Origin of the sequence: Lysinibacillus sp. IITD104, from assembly GCF_036698265.2 — a bacterium.
Taxonomy (GTDB): Bacteria; Bacillota; Bacilli; order Bacillales_A; family Planococcaceae; genus Lysinibacillus; species Lysinibacillus boronitolerans.
The window spans coordinates 271,640-288,841 of sequence record NZ_JBAHYH020000001.1; the positions used below are offsets into that span (position 1 = coordinate 271,640).

Sequence of the window (17,202 nt, forward strand, 5' to 3'; positions counted from 1 at the left end):
TTGAATGTTTTATTTATTTAATGCAATTTATTATTTTTGACCAGAAAAGTATATGCAAAAGCCTAAGCTTGAAAAAAGTTAATTTTTTTGGATATGTATGGAAAAAGAAATGTAGATCATTAAATTAGAGGTTAGCTATTGAATATAATAATTATTAGTTTGAATAATAGTTGCAAATTGCAAATAAAATTGCTATATATATTTATTAAGGATAGAATATTTTTGTGTTTTACTTAGTTTTATTAATTACAGCTATTATTTTTAATGAATTTATATTTGCAAAATGCAAATAATGAAGGGGGATAAAAAATGAAAGGGATTCTTGATACAATCGTTATTGGGGGAGGGCAGGCTGGACTTGCAGCAGGCTATCATTTACTGAAAAAAGGTCTACGATTTTTAATATTAGAAGAAAGTAATCAGATCGGGGGTTCTTGGCCAAATTATTATGACAGTCTTAAATTGTTTTCTCCAGCAGGGTTTTCCTCTATGCCCGGCATGAAGTTTCCTGGAAACCAGAATCTCTATCCGAAAAGGGATGAAGTTATTCGATACTTACAAGATTATAAAAAAAAGTTCCAATTACCTGTTTTAATTAATCAGAGAGTAGATATGATTGAGAAAAATAACATAGGTTTTATTGTTCGAACTGTCACAGGCGATAAATTTCAAGTTAGAACAATCATAAATGCTACAGGCTCATTTAATAATCCTTTTATTCCTAACATTCAAGGAAGAGAAGTCTTTCAAGGGAAAACACTTCACTCTTCAGAATATCGAAATCCACAGCCATATCACAACCAAAGGGTAATCGTAATCGGAGGAGGTAATTCGGCTGTGCAAATTGCTGTTGAATTGTCTAAGGTTAGCCAAACTACTCTTTCAGTACGACAGCCAATAAAATTTGTAAAACAACGTCTACTTGGACGGGACATACACTATTGGTTGAAGGTATTTGGTTTTGATACCTTTCCTTTCTGGCGCTTTGGAAAAACGGCACCCAGATCAAATGCTGTGAATGATATAGGAGGATATAAAGATCGAATTAGTAAGGGGAGTCCGGAACAACGTTTAATGTTTACTTCTTTTTATGAAGATGGAGTTATTTGGCCGGACGGAGAAAGGGAGCCTGTAGATACCATTATCTATGCCACAGGATACAGACCACATTTACCCTATATGAAATTACTTGGTGCATTAGATGGGGAAGGAATGCCTTTACAAAAGGCAGGTATTAGCAGTATCCCTGGATTATATTTTGTGGGACTAGAAGGACAACGATCATTTGCATCTGCAACTTTAAGAGGTGTGGGAGAAGATGCCGAGTATGTTGTGAAAAAGTTACTTCACCACATGAAAAGTAGAAACTTTTGAAGTAGGAAAAACATCTTCAAAAAAAGTTAAATATATTTTAGTTGTATTTTGCAAATAAATAATATATATGTCTTTATAGGAGATGATTAAATGGAAAATAAACGTGAACTTTTTCAAGTTTTAACTCAAAAGTTTGCTCTACTAAATAAAACATGTTGTACTGTAGGATCAATTGACATCACACCAATACAGAGCCATATTCTATATGAGATCGACAAACAAAATAATCCTTCTATGCAACAAATAGCAGAGGCAATAGGTATGGATATTACTACATTTAGTAGACAGATTCAAACTCTTATTAAGATGAATCTTGTCAAAAAAACTCCTCTAACATCAGATAAAAGAGTGTACATTTTGTCATTAACTGTGGAGGGTACATTTCTCGCTACTACAATTGATGAAATGATAAACAATTATTTAAATGAAGTTTTTTCACATTTGAATGACTTCGAAAAAGAAACTGTTTTACGTTCAATTGAACTCTTAAATAAAGCTATGGCTAAATCAAATTTGTGTTGTACACCTTCTCCATAACTCGTTACTAAAGAAAAATTAATGGAGATAAATTAATCTTTATCATTATCTTTTAAAGCGTACGTTTAGGTAACTGAACGTACGCTTTTTACAAAGTATAAAAATTTTTTTAAAATGGGTAAATATCTGTTGCAATTCAAAACATTAAATCATAATATAAGAATATAGTTATATACTGATTATGTCACCTTCTTACGAGGTGATTTTATTTAAAATAATATATAAGAAAACAGTTATATAAGGAGTGCAGATAAATGGAAAACACACTAATTGAAAAACAACTAAAAGCAGCAGCGGATTTGAATCGCATTAAATTACTTGCATGCATGAAAAACGGGGAGGTATGTGTATGTGATTTTGTGGATGTGCTAGGAATATCACAACCAGCCGTTAGTCAACATCTACGAAAATTAAAGGAGGCAGGCATTATTACGGAACGGAAAGTAGGGACTTGGAAACATTACCGTTTAGTAGAGAATCAAACGCCACTGATGAAGGGCATTTTAGAACAAATTCAGCCTTTAAAGGGGTGCAATTGTGAAACCGATTGCTGCCATGTAGGGGGAAATATAAATGAGTAATGAATCTTTAACAAAACAGCTTTCTTTTCTAGATCGTTACCTTACCCTTTGGATATTCGTTGCGATGGGAATAGGTGTTGTATTAAGTATCACCATGCCTAATGTTGGGGAAGCGTTAGAGTCCATGTCTATTGGAACAACGTCCATACCGATTGCTATAGGGTTAATTGTCATGATGTATCCACCATTAGCGAAAGTAAAGTATGAAGAAATGTGGCGAGTGTTTAAGGATTGGAAAGTGCTATTACTATCACTTTTACAAAACTGGTTACTCGGCCCGTTCCTCATGTTCTTTTTAGCGATTATCTTCTTACAAGATTACCCAGAATATATGGCTGGACTCATTATGATTGGCTTAGCTCGATGTATTGCCATGGTGATTGTGTGGAATGATTTAGCGCGTGGAGATCGTGAATATGTAGCTGGTTTAGTTGCCTTTAACTCCATTTTTCAAATTGTGACGTATTCAATTTTTGCTTACTTTTTCTTAAATGTATTACCTGGTTGGTTTGGTTTAGAGAATTTCAATGTATCCATTTCTATGTGGGAGATTACAAAGAGCGTTCTAATTTACTTAGGGATACCATTTGCAGCAGGATTCCTCACACGATGGATAGGAATTAAAGCAAAAGGAAAACAGTGGTATGAAGAAAAGTTCTTACCGAAAATTTCACCACTTACTTTAATTGCACTGCTGTTCACGATTGTGTTGATGTTTGCTTTAAAGGGTGAGCAATTAGTAGAACTGCCACTTGATGTAGTGCGAATTGCTATTCCATTATTTATTTACTTTGTGATCATGTTTGCTGTGTCATTCTTCTCTTCCCGTAAAGTAGGTGCATCTTATCCTGTCACAGCAGCTCTTTCTTTTACAGCTGCAAGCAACAACTTCGAGTTAGCAATTGCTGTTGCAGTGGGTGTGTTTGGCTTGCATAGTGGCGTGGCATTTGCCGCTGTTATTGGACCACTAGTGGAAGTACCAGTCCTCATTGGACTTGTATGGGTTGCCTTACGTTGGCAGAAAAAATACTTTAAAACCATTAAATTATAAGGAGCAATTACTATGACAAATACACTTTATTTCTTATGTACAGGAAACTCATGTCGAAGTCAGATGGCTGAAGGATGGGCAAAGAAATTACTACCTACCAATTGGACAGTTAAAAGTGCTGGTATTGAAGCACATGGCGTAAATCCGAATGCTACTAAAGCGATGGCGGAGGTAGGGGTTGATATTTCAAATCATACATCCGATTTAATTGATTTTGAGACATTAAACAATGCAACATTAGTTGTCACTTTATGTGGGGATGCAGCTGATAAATGCCCAATGACACCTCCTCACGTTCGTCGTGAGCATTGGGGATTTGAAGATCCAGCGAAAGCGACAGGTACTGATGAAGAGAAGTGGGCTGTATTCCAAAATGTTCGTGATGCAATTGGTAAACGCATTGAACAATTTGTAGCTGAGGAGCTGAAATAAATTGAAAAAAATTCATATCTATGAGCCAGCAATGTGCTGTTCTACAGGCTTATGTGGACCTTCTATAGACCCAGAATTATTGCGAATGTCATTTATTATGAATAATTTAAAGAAAACAAACATAGAAGCTGAAAGATTTAATCTTACAAACGAGCCAAATGCTTTTGTAGAAAACGAAGCAATCAATCAACTATTAGTGTCAGAAGGAATGGATGCCTTACCTGCAACGTTTGTGGATGGAGAATTACTTTGCAAAGGAATCTATCCAACAAATGAACAATTTTCACAGTGGTCAGGACTTTCAGAAGACGAATTACTACAAAAGCCAAAAGTACGCTTGTCACTAAAAGGAGATGCGTAAGATGGAACGCTTTACAAGAATTCATTTCCCTGACACCCCATTCCTGTTTTTCACGGGGAAAGGGGGCGTTGGGAAAACATCGGTTGCTTGTAGCCTATCAATAGCCATTGCAAGGGAAGGGAAAAAGGTACTTTTAATTAGTACAGACCCCGCATCCAACTTACAAGATATTTTTGGCCAAACGCTTTCTAATAGTCCAACAAAAATTGAAGGCATAGACAATTTATTTGCGATAAATTTGGACCCTGAACAGGCAGCACAACATTACAAAGAGCAAATGGTTGGTCCGTACCGTGGAAAACTACCTGAAGTGGTATTACAAAATATGGAGGAACAACTTTCTGGTGCTTGCACAGTAGAAATTGCTGCCTTTAATGAATTTGCTTCACTATTGACTGATACTTCAGTGATTGGGAATTTTGACACTGTGGTGTTTGATACAGCCCCTACAGGGCATACGTTACGATTATTACAGTTGCCTTCTGCATGGTCTACGTTTCTAGACGATAACACGACTGGCACTTCATGTTTAGGTCCTTTAAAAGGGCTAGAACCACAACGTGAAGTCTATAAAGAGGCAGTTGAACGTTTAAAGAATGCTAATCAAACAACGTTAATGTTAGTGACACGCCCAGAAGAAAATCCTTTAAAGGAAGCTGCACGTGCTTCTCACGAATTGTTTGAAATAGGCATTCAAAATCAGACTCTACTAATTAATGGATATATGAGCAATGCCAATTCTACTGATGATATCGAAGAGGCTTTCATTGCGCGTCAAGCTGATGCAATAGCAAGAATTCCTGAAGAACTAAATCAATTTGAGCATTTCTACTTACCTTTTGTACCGTACTCATTATCAAGTATTGAGCGTATGCAAGCATGGATGACTGACAAAGAAGTTATACATGCAGATGAATCAAATGAAGAAACTAAGATTCCTGAGATAGAAGAAATGATTGCAGATTATTTAGAACGTAAACCGAAACTCATTTTTACGATGGGGAAAGGTGGGGTTGGAAAAACAACTGTGGCTTCTTATATTGCATTACGATTAGCAGAAGAGGATACTCATGTACATTTAACTACAACAGATCCCGCCGCACACCTCGATTGGACATTCGGAGATGACAACGTTAATAATTTAACGATCAGTCGTATTGATCCAAAAGCAGAAGTGGCAAACTATGAAGCAGAAGTGCTTGCAAAGGCAAGTGAAACGATGAATGAGGAAGGTTTAGCATTTGTGAAAGAGGATTTGGCTTCTCCTTGTACAGAGGAAATAGCTGTATTCAAAGCATTTGCTAACGTTGTAGAAAATCATCAAGATGAAGTCATTATTATTGATACCGCACCAACAGGGCATACGTTGCTTTTACTAGACGCAACAGAAGCTTATCATCGGGAAATAAGCCGTTCACAAGGGGATATTCCTCCAGCTGTTTCTAACCTGTTACCAAGGTTGCGTGATGCCTCTTATACGAGTGTTGCCATTGTAACTCTTCCTGAAGCAACACCTGTTTATGAAGCTTCGCGCTTACAAGAAGATTTACACCGTGCTGGATTATCTGTTGATTGGTGGGTTGTTAATCAAACGTTTTCATCTATCTATACAACAAGTCCAACATTAATTCAAAAACAACAAGCTGAAACGAAATGGCTAAAAGAAGTTAGATCCATCAGCAATAATCAATTTGTGGCCATTCCATGGGTAAAAACGCCACCGGTTGGAACACAAGGCTTACATGAATTAAAAGGAGAGAAAATCAAATGAAAATGAGTCTAGAAGGTAAAAATTATTTAGAACAGGTATTAGCTGATTCAGAGGTTAAAACGCTTCGTTTCTTTGGTATTGCAGGCTGCTGTGGGGTTAATTTAGGTGTAGGCTTAGAAGCACCAGCAGAAGAAGATGCAATTCAAACAATTGAAGGTATCGAAGTCGCAATTCATCCTGATATTGCACCGCAATTAACAGATGTTACGATCCATGCAGAAGAAGAGAATGGTGAGCTAGGTTTAGTATTAGTTGGATACTCACCGACATCTTGCTAACAAGTGATCCTAAATATACTGTCTGTCGTAGCAATTATTCAATCCGTTGAATGGAGGATGCAATAATGACAGTAAACCATGCTAGCGAATTAACTAAAGATTATTTTATCGCTTATTTAAAGTTAATAATGAATAGTAGAGAATACACATTGATACAGGCTAAAGAGTTTGCTTTTGATTTCTTCTTTAAAGGAGATATGGATCGTTACGGCACTTCTACATGGTTGCAATTTGAAAAAGCTATAAAAGAAATTGATAAAATCATGTGTGAAATGGAAGTGTGTTCATAACTATCACAAAAGCTTAAATAAATTACGTCTAGCTTACTGCTAGACGTAAAAAATATATTTTATATAAGGGAATGCTTATATAAAGAAAAAAGAGGAGAAGTTTATATGAAAACACTAAAAGTAATCAATCAAAATCAATCTTGTTGTACTCCTGTTCAGGACATTGAAGTCCAAGAGACTGTTAATAATTCCAATAAGAATTTACCGATTGTCATAATTGGTGCAGGTCCTATCGGGTTAGCTACTGCTGCTCATTTAGTAGAGCAAAACCAGTCATTTATTTTACTTGAAGCTGGCAATGAAATAGCACACAATATTCGTACTTGGGGGCATGTCACATTATTTTCTCCATGGCGTTATAACATCAATAGAGCTGCTAAATCATTATTAGAGGGGTCTGATTGGGTAGAACCTAACTTAGAAACAATACCTACAGGGCATGAGTTAATTGATCTTTATTTAAAACCTTTGGCAGAGTTAACACAAATAAAACCTAGTATCCGATTGAACTCAAAAGTAGTAGGTATTTCAAGACAATTAAATGATAAAATGAAATCAAAAAATCGATTAAATCAGTTCTTTAATATATATGTTGAAAAAGAGGATGACATCGATATTATTGAGGCAAAAGCAGTTATCGATGCAACGGGTACATGGGGGAACCCAAACCCAGCAAATTCTACAGGTGTTTGGCTGAAAAATGAGAAAGTATTAGCAGATCACATTGAGTATGGTATTCCAGATATAAATACGAATCCTAAGAGATATGCAAATAAGAAGGTTGCTGTCATTGGTGGTGGTCATTCAGCGATCAATACCTTATTAGCTTTGGCTGAATTACAAAAAGATAATCCTTCAACAAAGCTTGTGTGGATTATGCGTAAAAGATCTGTAGAAGAAGCCTATGGCGGGGAGGAAAAAGATGCGTTGGCAGCACGTGGCGCACTCGGTATTCGCATCCATGAATTAGTAGATACAGGAAAGATTGAGGTAGTAACACCTTTCTATATTTCACAGGTGAAAAAAGAAGAGAATATCCATATTGTAGGTACTATTAATGGAGAACAAAAAGTACTTACAGGATTCGATGAACTTATTGTTAATGCAGGAAATCGACCTGATTTTACCATGAACAATGAACTGCGTTTATCTATTGATACAGCAACAGAAAGTGTGCAAGCATTAGCGCCACTAATTGATCCTAATGAGCATAGTTGTGGCACAGTCAGAGCGCATGGTGAAGAAATACTACGCCAACCTGAAAAGGACTTCTATATAGTCGGAGCTAAAAGTTATGGACGCGCACCAACATTTTTAATGGCAACCGGCTACGAACAGGTTCGTTCAATAACAGCTTATTTATCAGGAGATGAAGAAGCGTCGAAACGTGTTGAATTAGAATTACCAGAAACAGGCGTATGTAGTATTAATCTTGTCAATCAATCAAATACATGTTGCTAATTGGGGGGATATGTTTTGTTAAATCAGTTATTTATAGTGGGAGTATATATATTAATTATCTTAATGTTATCATATATTACACATGAATATCTGGAAAATAAGTTTAGTAAGCAATGTTATTTAATATGGTTGATTTGTGTTTTTTTAACTGGACCTATAGCATTCACCATATATATTATTTGGGATAAGAAAAACAACATACCTAATACAAATGTAAAATAGGTAAGTCTAATGTGGAGAATTCTATAAAGTTTAATTAATTGACTGTTAGTGAAAGCTAGCAGTCTTTTTAAAATACTAAGGGAAATGGGATGGACAAACTTATGGAACAGATTTGGGATGACAGACATCATTACTAATTGAAATATACTTTAGGTAGCGTTTTTACTTATGAAAAAAGCTTTACTGAAAAAACATTGTAATAAATAAGAGGAGTAAGGATATGATAGGTTATTTTCCAACGCCATATGAAGATGAACTATATTACAGTATAATAGCTCGTTATCACATTCATGTAGGTAACTTGAGTAGAAAACATACAAATAAAGAACTATTTGGAAAGAAGGTAAATATTAATTTAGAATTACCAATGGGACTCGCTCATTTAGTATCCCAAATCAATATATTCTCGAAAGAATTTACTAAAGAGTATTTTATTAACCAGCATACAGTGATACCGTTTGTAAAACCCTTTAAAAGTGAAGAATGGAATGAGAAAATTTATAAAAGTGATTTTAAAAATTTATATATTTTTTTATTTAGTTACAGTAAATACAATGTAAAAAACAAGAAATATTTATATTATTGTGCAGAATGCTTAAAGGAACAGCTTAAGTCAAATGGTGAAGGATTTTGGAACAGGATTCATCAAATTCCAGGGATTTTTGTTTGTACTAGGCATAAGACTCCGTTATTAGAGTATTCGTTAAAAATATCCGAGATGGGCTTTATAAATTATTTAATTCCAACAATTGAAGATATTAGAGAACCACTTAGGAGCTATAGTGAGGAACTAATGAAATATTTGATCGATCTAGCAGAGGACGTTGAATACATTATTAGAATGAATTACAAATCGTTTTCTGAAGAGTATTATATTAGCAAATATGTAGATTTATTAGGTAAGAAAGGGTTTGCATATCCCATTAAAAAGCGAAGAGAATACTTACAAAAGTTAATAATTGAATATTATCCAACAGATTTTCTAGAGTTATTAGATTCATTTTTCAAGATAAGTGACAAGTTTTCTTGGGTTCCTAGTTTAATAAATATTGAAGAAAATAGGTCGTTACATCCGATAAGACACTTATTATTAATGAGATTATTAAGTGGATCAGCCAAAAATTATTTTGAAAAGGAGAACTCATTTAAACCTTTTGGTGAAGGACCTTGGGTTTGTATGAACCCGTTTTGCAAGAATTATTTAAAAGAGAATATAAAAAATGTGAATGTTAGAGTAAATAATTCAGATAGGAAAATTCAAGGTATCATAAAGTGTAATTGCGGTTTTGAGTACATAATTAAGGAAGGGGAAAAATCTCCTTTTGATATAAGGGATTTCCATAGAAGAATAGTAAAGCGAGGCCGAGTATGGGAACTTAATTTTAATGAATTACTTAAACAAGATCTAACACTGAACAAAATAGCGGAATTAGCAAATATATCTAGGGATACAGTAATAAGGATTAAGAATAGGGGGCATCTTTCTTCAGTTCAATTAAAAAACAAAGAAGGATTAATGAACAAACAAAAATTAAAAACGGAGTACTACAAAGAGGAATTTCTAAAAATCCGAAAAGAAAATCCAGAATATTCACGCTCTGACTTAGGTAAAGCATATACTAAAATATACGGATGGCTTTTACAATATGATAAAGAATGGTTAATTCGCAATTCTCCTTACTTGAGGAGTACTGGTAATAGAGAAAAAATAGATTACTTAGAGAGAGATAAAGAATTACTAAGCAAAGCAAAATTAATAATAGATAGTTGGTCAGAACATGAAGGAAATTTAAAGAGATTGGTTAGGAAAAGTAGGACAGGGATAATAAATTTACTTGATGTCAAAGCAAGTTATAGTTTGTTCAGTGGAAAATACCCACTTACTACTAAGTATATCAATTCGAATATAGAGACGGTTGAGGATTTTCGGCATAGAAGAATAAAAATTGTTATGGATACCAAATATAAAGACGAGATTGTAACAAAAAATATGGTTATTGAAGCAGCTAATCTTAAAAACTATATTAGAATTAATATAGAGAAACGAGAAAAATTACTAAAATATATAGAGGATTTAGTAACTATCCATAATAACAAATTCTTATAGAATAAAGCTGTGAAGAAACATATTTAAACTATAATGTAAGTACATAATTTTCGTATTGGTATACAACTTTTTTGTAACAGTTTATTGCAAAATAAGTTAATTTGATGAAAATAAGTATACGACTTTATTGTCATTTTAAAGATAAGAAAGACACAAGAATGCGGGTTTGAACATTTGTTAGTATACAACTTTATTGAAACTCTTCATTTTGAGTTTTAATAAAGATGTATACTAGACAAAAAAGTTGTATACTAATTACTTAAACAGAAATTGATGATTATTATTAAATACAAACCCTTGGTACAGTGTGTTGCTGTATCAGGGTTTTTTATTTTTTTTAGATTGTTTTTTATAAAAAGAGACTAACAAATAATTAATATTGTCATTTTTCAGTTGAATTTCAAACAAAGTTCGATTAAGTATAACAAAGATTGGACGTTTATAATAAACTTTGATTAAAAATCCTGTGCTGTTATGCATGGTCTTTTTTGTTCAACAAGCGGGCCATTTAATTGAATAACTCATTTGATAAAATTAATGAATTTATGTTAAAATTTAGGTTAAATTATAAACTGATGTACATAAACTAATGACGCAATTTAGTGGAGGAGGGATTATATGTATGAGTGAAATATCTTTTAATGAGTTAGAGAAGAAAGTGAAGAAGATTAAAATTGAAGGTTTTGTCATTTATAAAGGAAATACACGGATCTTTGAATATTTAAAGAATAAAAAAGTCGTAAAAAATCCGACAAAGGTTTATTCCATTACAAAAAGTATTGTGTCTATATTAATTGGAATTATGGTCGATAAAGGGCTAATAAAAAACATTCATGAACCTATTTATAACTACTTTCCGGAAATATTAGAGTTCAATGACCCAATGAAAGAGGAAATCACATTATTTCATTTGCTGACTATGACTTCGGGGTTACAAGTAGGAAAATTCCAAAGTTCAAAAAACTGGGTTAAATTCATACTAGAACAACCAGTTATATATAGACCAGGTTCAACCTTTGAATATAATAGTGGAAACTCTCATTTACTAAGCGCGATCATCCAAAAAGTTTCTGGAGGTTCTACCGCCTCATTTGCTGAAGAATTTCTATTCCATCCATTAGGGATAAAAAAATACATATGGGTAAAGGACCCGCAAGGAATTCACGAGGGTGGCTTTAGTATTTCATTAAATTTAGAAGACATGGTGAAGTTTGGATTTTTATTACTTAACGAAGGGCAATTTAAATCAAATCAAGTGATTTCATCTAACTGGATCCACGAGGCAAAAAAACCATATAAACAATTTGAAGCAGAAGAAGACAGAATAGCTGGATATGGTTATGGTTATCAGCTATGGACTTGTGAAATTACTAATAGTAACAACAAAATTGAATATTACTATGCCAATGGCTTATACGGGCAATATATATTTATTGTTCCGAAGTTAAATATTATGGCTGTGGCAAAAAGCTATCTACAAGATGACCATTCCTCTGCACCGAAACTCTTTTTCGAAGAACTTTTACGTAGTTGGAAGGATGAATGAGACATTTAAACAAATGAAAAGGAGAATCACTATCTTGATATTCCACAATCGGGCGTGATTCTGCAAGAAGGATAAGCGCTCTTTTTCATTAAAGGGCCATTTAATTGAATAACATTTCTAATTTAATAAGGGTTTCATGCTTATATGGCATAAGTTTTTGTGCGGATTTTTCAGTTACTTGCTATAAAAAAAGTTGGTGCAGTGTCTACATTTTTTAACCACCGATATTCTAGACCATCTACTCTATCTTTAATCCAAACATCTCCTTGGTTTTCTTTTTTAGATGTTCGATACCAAGTAATCGTTGAACCAACTACTTGAGGAGTATTATCTATTTTATTGTTCTTTGGAAATGTAATCTGCCTTTGTTCTCCTGATTCAAGATTAATTACATATAGCGCTGTAAACATAGTTGGAACCGGTCCCAATTTCCACGCTTTGTTTTCTTTTGCTCGAGCAACAATTATTTCATCTAGAGAAAGCCATTCCAAATCTAGATCTACATATCCTTTGGGTGTATAGCCCTTTTGTTTATTCGCTGTAGGAATCTCGGTAACGGTTGTATCTTTGTTTTCAACAAAAAATCTTCCTTCACCCGATATGAAGGCTAGTTGATTTTTTGATGGAGCCCACTTTATCCAATTTTCATACCCAAGCATTTTCCCTATCACTTGAAATTGATCCCCTACTGATGAAAGTACTGATAATGTATTGCTATCATTTGACCAAGACGCTGTGGGTGTTAATAGAAAACTAATCCAGCTCCCATCAGGACTAAACGTTAAATAATCAGCATCGATGGCGAATAAATCCGTTGTATTTGTTTGAATGGTGTAAAAGGGCTTTATTTTATTCGTATCAGGATTGGCATCTACTGGCACTTTAAAAAGGCGAACAGGTTCCCAGCCAGTAGGAAGTAAATTAGATTGAGATGAAACGATAAATGCTTTTCCATCGGGGAACCATTCAAAATCACTAACACCTAGAGATACATTTTCAAAACCTTGTGGTCGCCCATTTTTGGTTTTAGTAACGTTTAGGATACCTCCCGAATTGTAAGCTAGTTGATTGGATGTTGGCGACCATTTGATTTCATTTGCTTCAATTATAGGATACGGCTTATAACTTTCCTTTTTCTTTACATCATAAATATATAAATTCGTTTTTCCACCCTCCTCCTTACCTGCTAAATAGGCAATAAATTGACCGTCTTTTGACCACTTTGGAGAGGATACGTACTGACCTGTCGTAAGCTGTAGTTCCTTATCACCCTCTTTTATCCAAAGCTGGTGGTTTCGTATGAAAGCAGCTTTAAGTGGACCTTCAGCAGAAGCACCTATAGAAAAACTAAAACTAATAAATAGTATTAATAATAAAACCCTAATTGCCATTAATCCCACCTCTTTATCATAGGATGTTCTTTTGAAGGGAATAAATTCGTCCATCAAACATAACAAATGCTGGATTGTTGCCTTTTGCTGCTACCATCTTCATTACCTGCTACGTTTTGAATAGCAACAATATTTAAGAAAACAGCCAAAAATAAAGACAGGATAAAACTACAAATTCTTGTAGAATCAATTCTGTCATTGCTATCAAATGTTATTTACGTACAAACGTTTGATACATTATAGCCTTTAGAGAAGCGATTTCATCATTGATTGCTTCAATGTGGATACGTTTCGTTAAATTTGTAATTGTGCTATCTAAATTTTTAATTACAACAATCTTTTCACCATTTTGCAGGCGCTATTGTTGTATAAGCTGTTCTGTTCTTCTTGCATTCAAGGAGCGGAGGATTGTTAAGTTAATGACGAACAAAGTAAAAGCGGTCCTCCACAGATATAGTGTGGGAGGCCGCCTTTTTGTTATAAGCAAGTCACCATTTATTATTGGTTACATCTGATTCACTTAATTGTATAGAAATAAATTAAGAGATCTATTTAGCTTACGAAGCATTGCGCAATGATTTCAGAATTAAACTCAAAATGAAAACTAGTATAATTGCTCCAATGAGGGCAGGGAAGATATAGAAATCAGAAATTTTAGGACCCCAACTTCCAAGAAGCATACCACCAATCCATGCACCGATAATACCTGCAATAATATTACCAATAATTCCACCTGGAATATCTTTACCCAAAATTATACCTGCAAGCCAACCGATAAGCCCGCCAATTATTAAAAACCAAATGAAACTCATACTATCCATCTCCTATTTTGTATTTTAAATATTTTGTTATAGTGTTTTATAACCTTTATTGAACTCTTTCAAACTATAAGGAGGAAAAAAATAAAAATTAGGGGAAGTTTCAAAGGAGATAACAGACATTGGCGCATTTCTGTAAGAAGAGGAGCATCTTTATTTTAATGGTATTAATAAATTCATGTTTATTCTATTATCATCCTGAAGAGAATGTATAGCTAAGAGACACAAGTTTATTTTGACTAAGAATTAAAAAATGGAGACTTAGCGTAAAAGCGTTTCTTTGATGAGCATGAACAACAGGACTTTCCGAATGTGTTTATAAGATTTTATTATTGATTTATATAAACCTTCCACCGATTTTGGAGGAAGATTTTTATGAATTCAAAAATTCCTTTGAGTTATAGTATAATCAAGAAATTAAGCTGGAGGTTTTCCTCTGATATTTTAGTAAGTTCTTTTGATTTTTCTAGTTAAAACAATCAAGAAAGTCAAATTACCATGAGCTACGTCTGTTATATTTTCTTATATACGGCAACAAAGAATTTAACTTTTTAGATAAGCATATTGGTATATTCTTAATAAAAGTAGGATGAAGGTTAAGTATATTGAACAAAAAAAGATACCATTACAAACAAAAATATTGGGATTGATTAGCACGTTAATTCTTTTTATTGTTTTTCTTCTTGCCAGTATATTTGCTTATTTACAATATGTCGATGCAAGGACTCAAGTTAAACAATTGGCATTGCAATCCGCTATGACAATCTCTCTTATGCCAGAACTTAAAGAATCCATTGGGAAAAGTGATTTAGACCTACGTTTTCGTCCAATTGCTGATCAAGTAATAGATCAGGTAAATGCAGAAAATATTATTATTGAAGATCGAGAGAAGATTATTTATTCGCACAGAAGCCCACGTCAAGTTGGTCAGAAGAGTTTTGATCATACAAATAATTATGGGTTAATATTTGGAGGTTCTAATAATTTTGAATTAGAACGAGAGAGTGGTTCTGTTTTAATCGGGAAGGTTCCTATCATAGCAGACAATGGAGAATATACTCGTGTAATTGGAACCGTAGCGGTTGAATACGCAGAAAAAGAGATTTTTCAAAATATCTATAAACGAATTAAGTCCATTCTCATCGCATCTCTGATTGTTTTAATTTTAGGAATCATTGGTGGTGTTTTTTTAACCAAAAGTATTAGAAAAGATACTATGGGGTTGGAACCGCATGAAATCTCCTCACTATATAGAGAAAGAAGTGCCATTCTGTTATCCGTTATGGAAGGAATCATTGCAATCGATCAAAATGGTTTCTTAACATTAATCAATCATTCTGCTAGGTCGATGTTGAACCTCAAGGATGAATCCTTGATTGGTCAACATATCCAATTTGTCTTACCAGCAATTACTATCGATGGTGTATTACAGAAAGGTAAGCCCATTCATAATGTAGAGATATTAATTAATGATAAAGTATATATATTTAATTTTATTCCCATTATCGAAAATGAAAAGATTATGGGTGTGGTTTCTAGTTTTCGTGATAAAACAGAGCTTAAAAAGCTTATTGATACGATCACAGAGGTTCGTGAATATTCTGAGGGACTCCGTGCGCAAACGCATGAGTACTCTAATAAACTTTACTTATTGTCAGGATTAATCCAATTAGAGAGATATCAGGATGCCTTTGAATTTATACAAAAGGAATCAGCTAATCACCAGCACCAAAACCGAATCCTATTTAATCAAATTCAAGATATAAATGTTCAAGCGATCTTATTAGGGAAACTGGGCAATGCATCAGAAAAGAAAATTGCCTTTGAAATTGATCCTGATAGTTATGTAGATGTCTTACCAAGTCACATTGAAATCACGGATATCATCACAATCATTGGAAATCTTATTGATAATGCATTTGATGCTGTAGCCGATCGAAAAGAGAGAAGGGTATCTTTCTCAATTACAGGAATTGGGAATGATATCATTATAGAAGTAGCAGATAACGGAAAGGGAATTGCTGAAGATATGTTAGATTTTATATTTGATTTACGTAGTTCATCAAAAGGAAAAAATAGAGGGTATGGATTATTTAATGTTAAACAAATTGTAGAATCTTTAGGTGGAACAGTAGAAGTGAAAAATGATAAAAATGTTGGGGCCATTTTTACGGTATTCCTACCGAAAAAATGAAATTTACTCAGTGAGATGGGGGGACTCCCATCTAAATCGGATGTCTAAATATCAGCATAGGGAGATAAAAGAAGGAGAGGGGAAAAAATGATTAAGGTTGTCATTGCGGAAGATGATTTTCGTATTGCACAAGTGCAAGAACAGTTTTTGCATAAGGTACCAGATGTAAAGGTCGTTCAGAAGGCATTGAATGCAAAGGAAACGATGGACATACTAGAGAAATATGAAGTTGACTTGCTTTTTTTGGATATCTATATGCCCGATGATCTTGGAACAAATTTGTTAGCAAAGATACGGGATCATTATCCAACAATTGATATTATTATAGTGACTGCTGCAACAGAAAAAACGATGCTTGAGACAGCAGTCAGATATGGTGTGAGTAACTATTTGTTGAAGCCAGTAACAATGGAGAAATTTGTTGAAGCGGTGGAGGAATATAAAAAAAAGAAAAAACTTCTAAGTCATCGTGATGAGGTCGACCAAACATTGATTGATCAATACTTTGGTGTTGCCAATCAATTGTCCTCATCTCAAAAAGACTTACCTTCAGGTGTTGATCGTCATACTTTAGAAAAAGTGAAAGAGGTAATGAAGGAACTAAAAGGTGGTATTTCCATCGAGGAGATGGGTGAACAAATCGGTGCATCTCGAACAACTGCTAGAAGGTATTTAGAGTTTCTTGTTTCAATTGATGTCTGTACGGCAAAACATGAATATGGAGTTGTTGGAAGGCCTGAGAGGAAATATTACTATAAAGAATAACAACAAGGTTAACTTAAAAATAA

General features: G+C 33.9%; 16 protein-coding genes. 14 read left to right on the top strand and 2 right to left on the bottom strand.

The genetic code is table 11. From position 1 onward, the window contains the following. Positions 1 to 309 precede the first annotated feature (309 nt). The 12 genes from V1L66_RS01395 to V1L66_RS01450 all read left to right on the top strand — a co-directional run bounded on the left by V1L66_RS01395 (position 310) and on the right by V1L66_RS01450 (position 12,011). Complete coding sequence (locus V1L66_RS01395; RefSeq protein ID WP_009374035.1) at positions 310 to 1,374, top strand: NAD(P)/FAD-dependent oxidoreductase; 1,065 nt, start codon at positions 310 to 312, stop codon at positions 1,372 to 1,374. Between the two features lie 90 nt (positions 1,375 to 1,464). Further along, positions 1,465 to 1,911, top strand: a complete 447-nt coding sequence (locus V1L66_RS01400; protein WP_009374034.1) for a MarR family winged helix-turn-helix transcriptional regulator — start codon at positions 1,465 to 1,467, stop codon at positions 1,909 to 1,911. Positions 1,912 to 2,165: 254 nt separating this feature from the next. After that, positions 2,166 to 2,492: a helix-turn-helix transcriptional regulator gene (locus tag V1L66_RS01405; protein WP_036079775.1), complete on the top strand. Its 327-nt coding sequence runs from the start codon at positions 2,166 to 2,168 to the stop codon at positions 2,490 to 2,492. Next, the gene (gene arsB, locus V1L66_RS01410; RefSeq protein ID WP_016993623.1) at positions 2,485 to 3,543 is read left to right on the top strand and encodes an ACR3 family arsenite efflux transporter; all 1,059 of its coding nucleotides are present in this window, start codon (positions 2,485 to 2,487) and stop codon (positions 3,541 to 3,543) included. Before V1L66_RS01405 ends, arsB begins: the two co-directional genes overlap by 8 nt. 12 nt (positions 3,544 to 3,555) lie before the next feature. Next, entirely contained in the window at positions 3,556 to 3,975 is a 420-nt protein-coding gene (gene arsC / locus V1L66_RS01415) for an arsenate reductase (thioredoxin) (RefSeq protein WP_016993624.1), read from the top strand. 1 nt (position 3,976) lies between these two features. Then, a complete protein-coding gene (gene arsD / locus V1L66_RS01420; RefSeq protein ID WP_009370518.1) occupies positions 3,977 to 4,336 on the top strand; it encodes an arsenite efflux transporter metallochaperone ArsD in 360 nt (119 codons plus the stop codon). A 1-nt stretch (position 4,337) separates the two neighbouring features. Then, entirely contained in the window at positions 4,338 to 6,107 is a 1,770-nt protein-coding gene (gene arsA, locus V1L66_RS01425) for an arsenical pump-driving ATPase (protein ID WP_009370516.1), read from the top strand. Then, a complete protein-coding gene (locus V1L66_RS01430) occupies positions 6,104 to 6,385 on the top strand; it encodes a HesB-like domain-containing protein (protein WP_009370515.1) in 282 nt (93 codons plus the stop codon). Before arsA ends, V1L66_RS01430 begins: the two co-directional genes overlap by 4 nt. 65 nt (positions 6,386 to 6,450) lie before the next feature. Beyond that, on the top strand, positions 6,451 to 6,675 hold the full coding sequence (locus tag V1L66_RS01435; protein ID WP_009370514.1) for a hypothetical protein: 225 nt from the start codon (positions 6,451 to 6,453) through the stop codon (positions 6,673 to 6,675). 105 nt (positions 6,676 to 6,780) lie between these two features. Beyond that, on the top strand, positions 6,781 to 8,136 hold the full coding sequence (locus V1L66_RS01440) for an FAD-dependent oxidoreductase (protein ID WP_009370513.1): 1,356 nt from the start codon (positions 6,781 to 6,783) through the stop codon (positions 8,134 to 8,136). A gap of 442 nt (positions 8,137 to 8,578) precedes the next feature. Further along, complete coding sequence (locus tag V1L66_RS01445; protein ID WP_009370511.1) at positions 8,579 to 10,465, top strand: TnsD family Tn7-like transposition protein; 1,887 nt, start codon at positions 8,579 to 8,581, stop codon at positions 10,463 to 10,465. Between the two features lie 622 nt (positions 10,466 to 11,087). Next, positions 11,088 to 12,011 (top strand): serine hydrolase, encoded by a 924-nt coding sequence (locus tag V1L66_RS01450; RefSeq protein WP_333006078.1) that lies wholly within the window; start codon positions 11,088 to 11,090, stop codon positions 12,009 to 12,011. A gap of 170 nt (positions 12,012 to 12,181) precedes the next feature. Here the strand turns inward: V1L66_RS01450 and V1L66_RS01455 are convergent, their stop codons facing one another. Beyond that, complete coding sequence (locus V1L66_RS01455) at positions 12,182 to 13,402, bottom strand: translocation protein TolB (RefSeq protein WP_333006077.1); 1,221 nt, start codon at positions 13,400 to 13,402, stop codon at positions 12,182 to 12,184. A 557-nt stretch (positions 13,403 to 13,959) separates the two neighbouring features. Beyond that, positions 13,960 to 14,214 (bottom strand): GlsB/YeaQ/YmgE family stress response membrane protein, encoded by a 255-nt coding sequence (locus V1L66_RS01460; protein ID WP_016991561.1) that lies wholly within the window; start codon positions 14,212 to 14,214, stop codon positions 13,960 to 13,962. Positions 14,215 to 14,809: 595 nt separating this feature from the next. Here V1L66_RS01460 and V1L66_RS01465 point away from each other — a divergent pair. After that, the gene (locus V1L66_RS01465; protein WP_333006076.1) at positions 14,810 to 16,414 is read left to right on the top strand and encodes a sensor histidine kinase; all 1,605 of its coding nucleotides are present in this window, start codon (positions 14,810 to 14,812) and stop codon (positions 16,412 to 16,414) included. 87 nt (positions 16,415 to 16,501) lie between these two features. Then, positions 16,502 to 17,179 (top strand): response regulator, encoded by a 678-nt coding sequence (locus V1L66_RS01470; RefSeq protein ID WP_054549728.1) that lies wholly within the window; start codon positions 16,502 to 16,504, stop codon positions 17,177 to 17,179. Positions 17,180 to 17,202 lie beyond the last annotated feature (23 nt).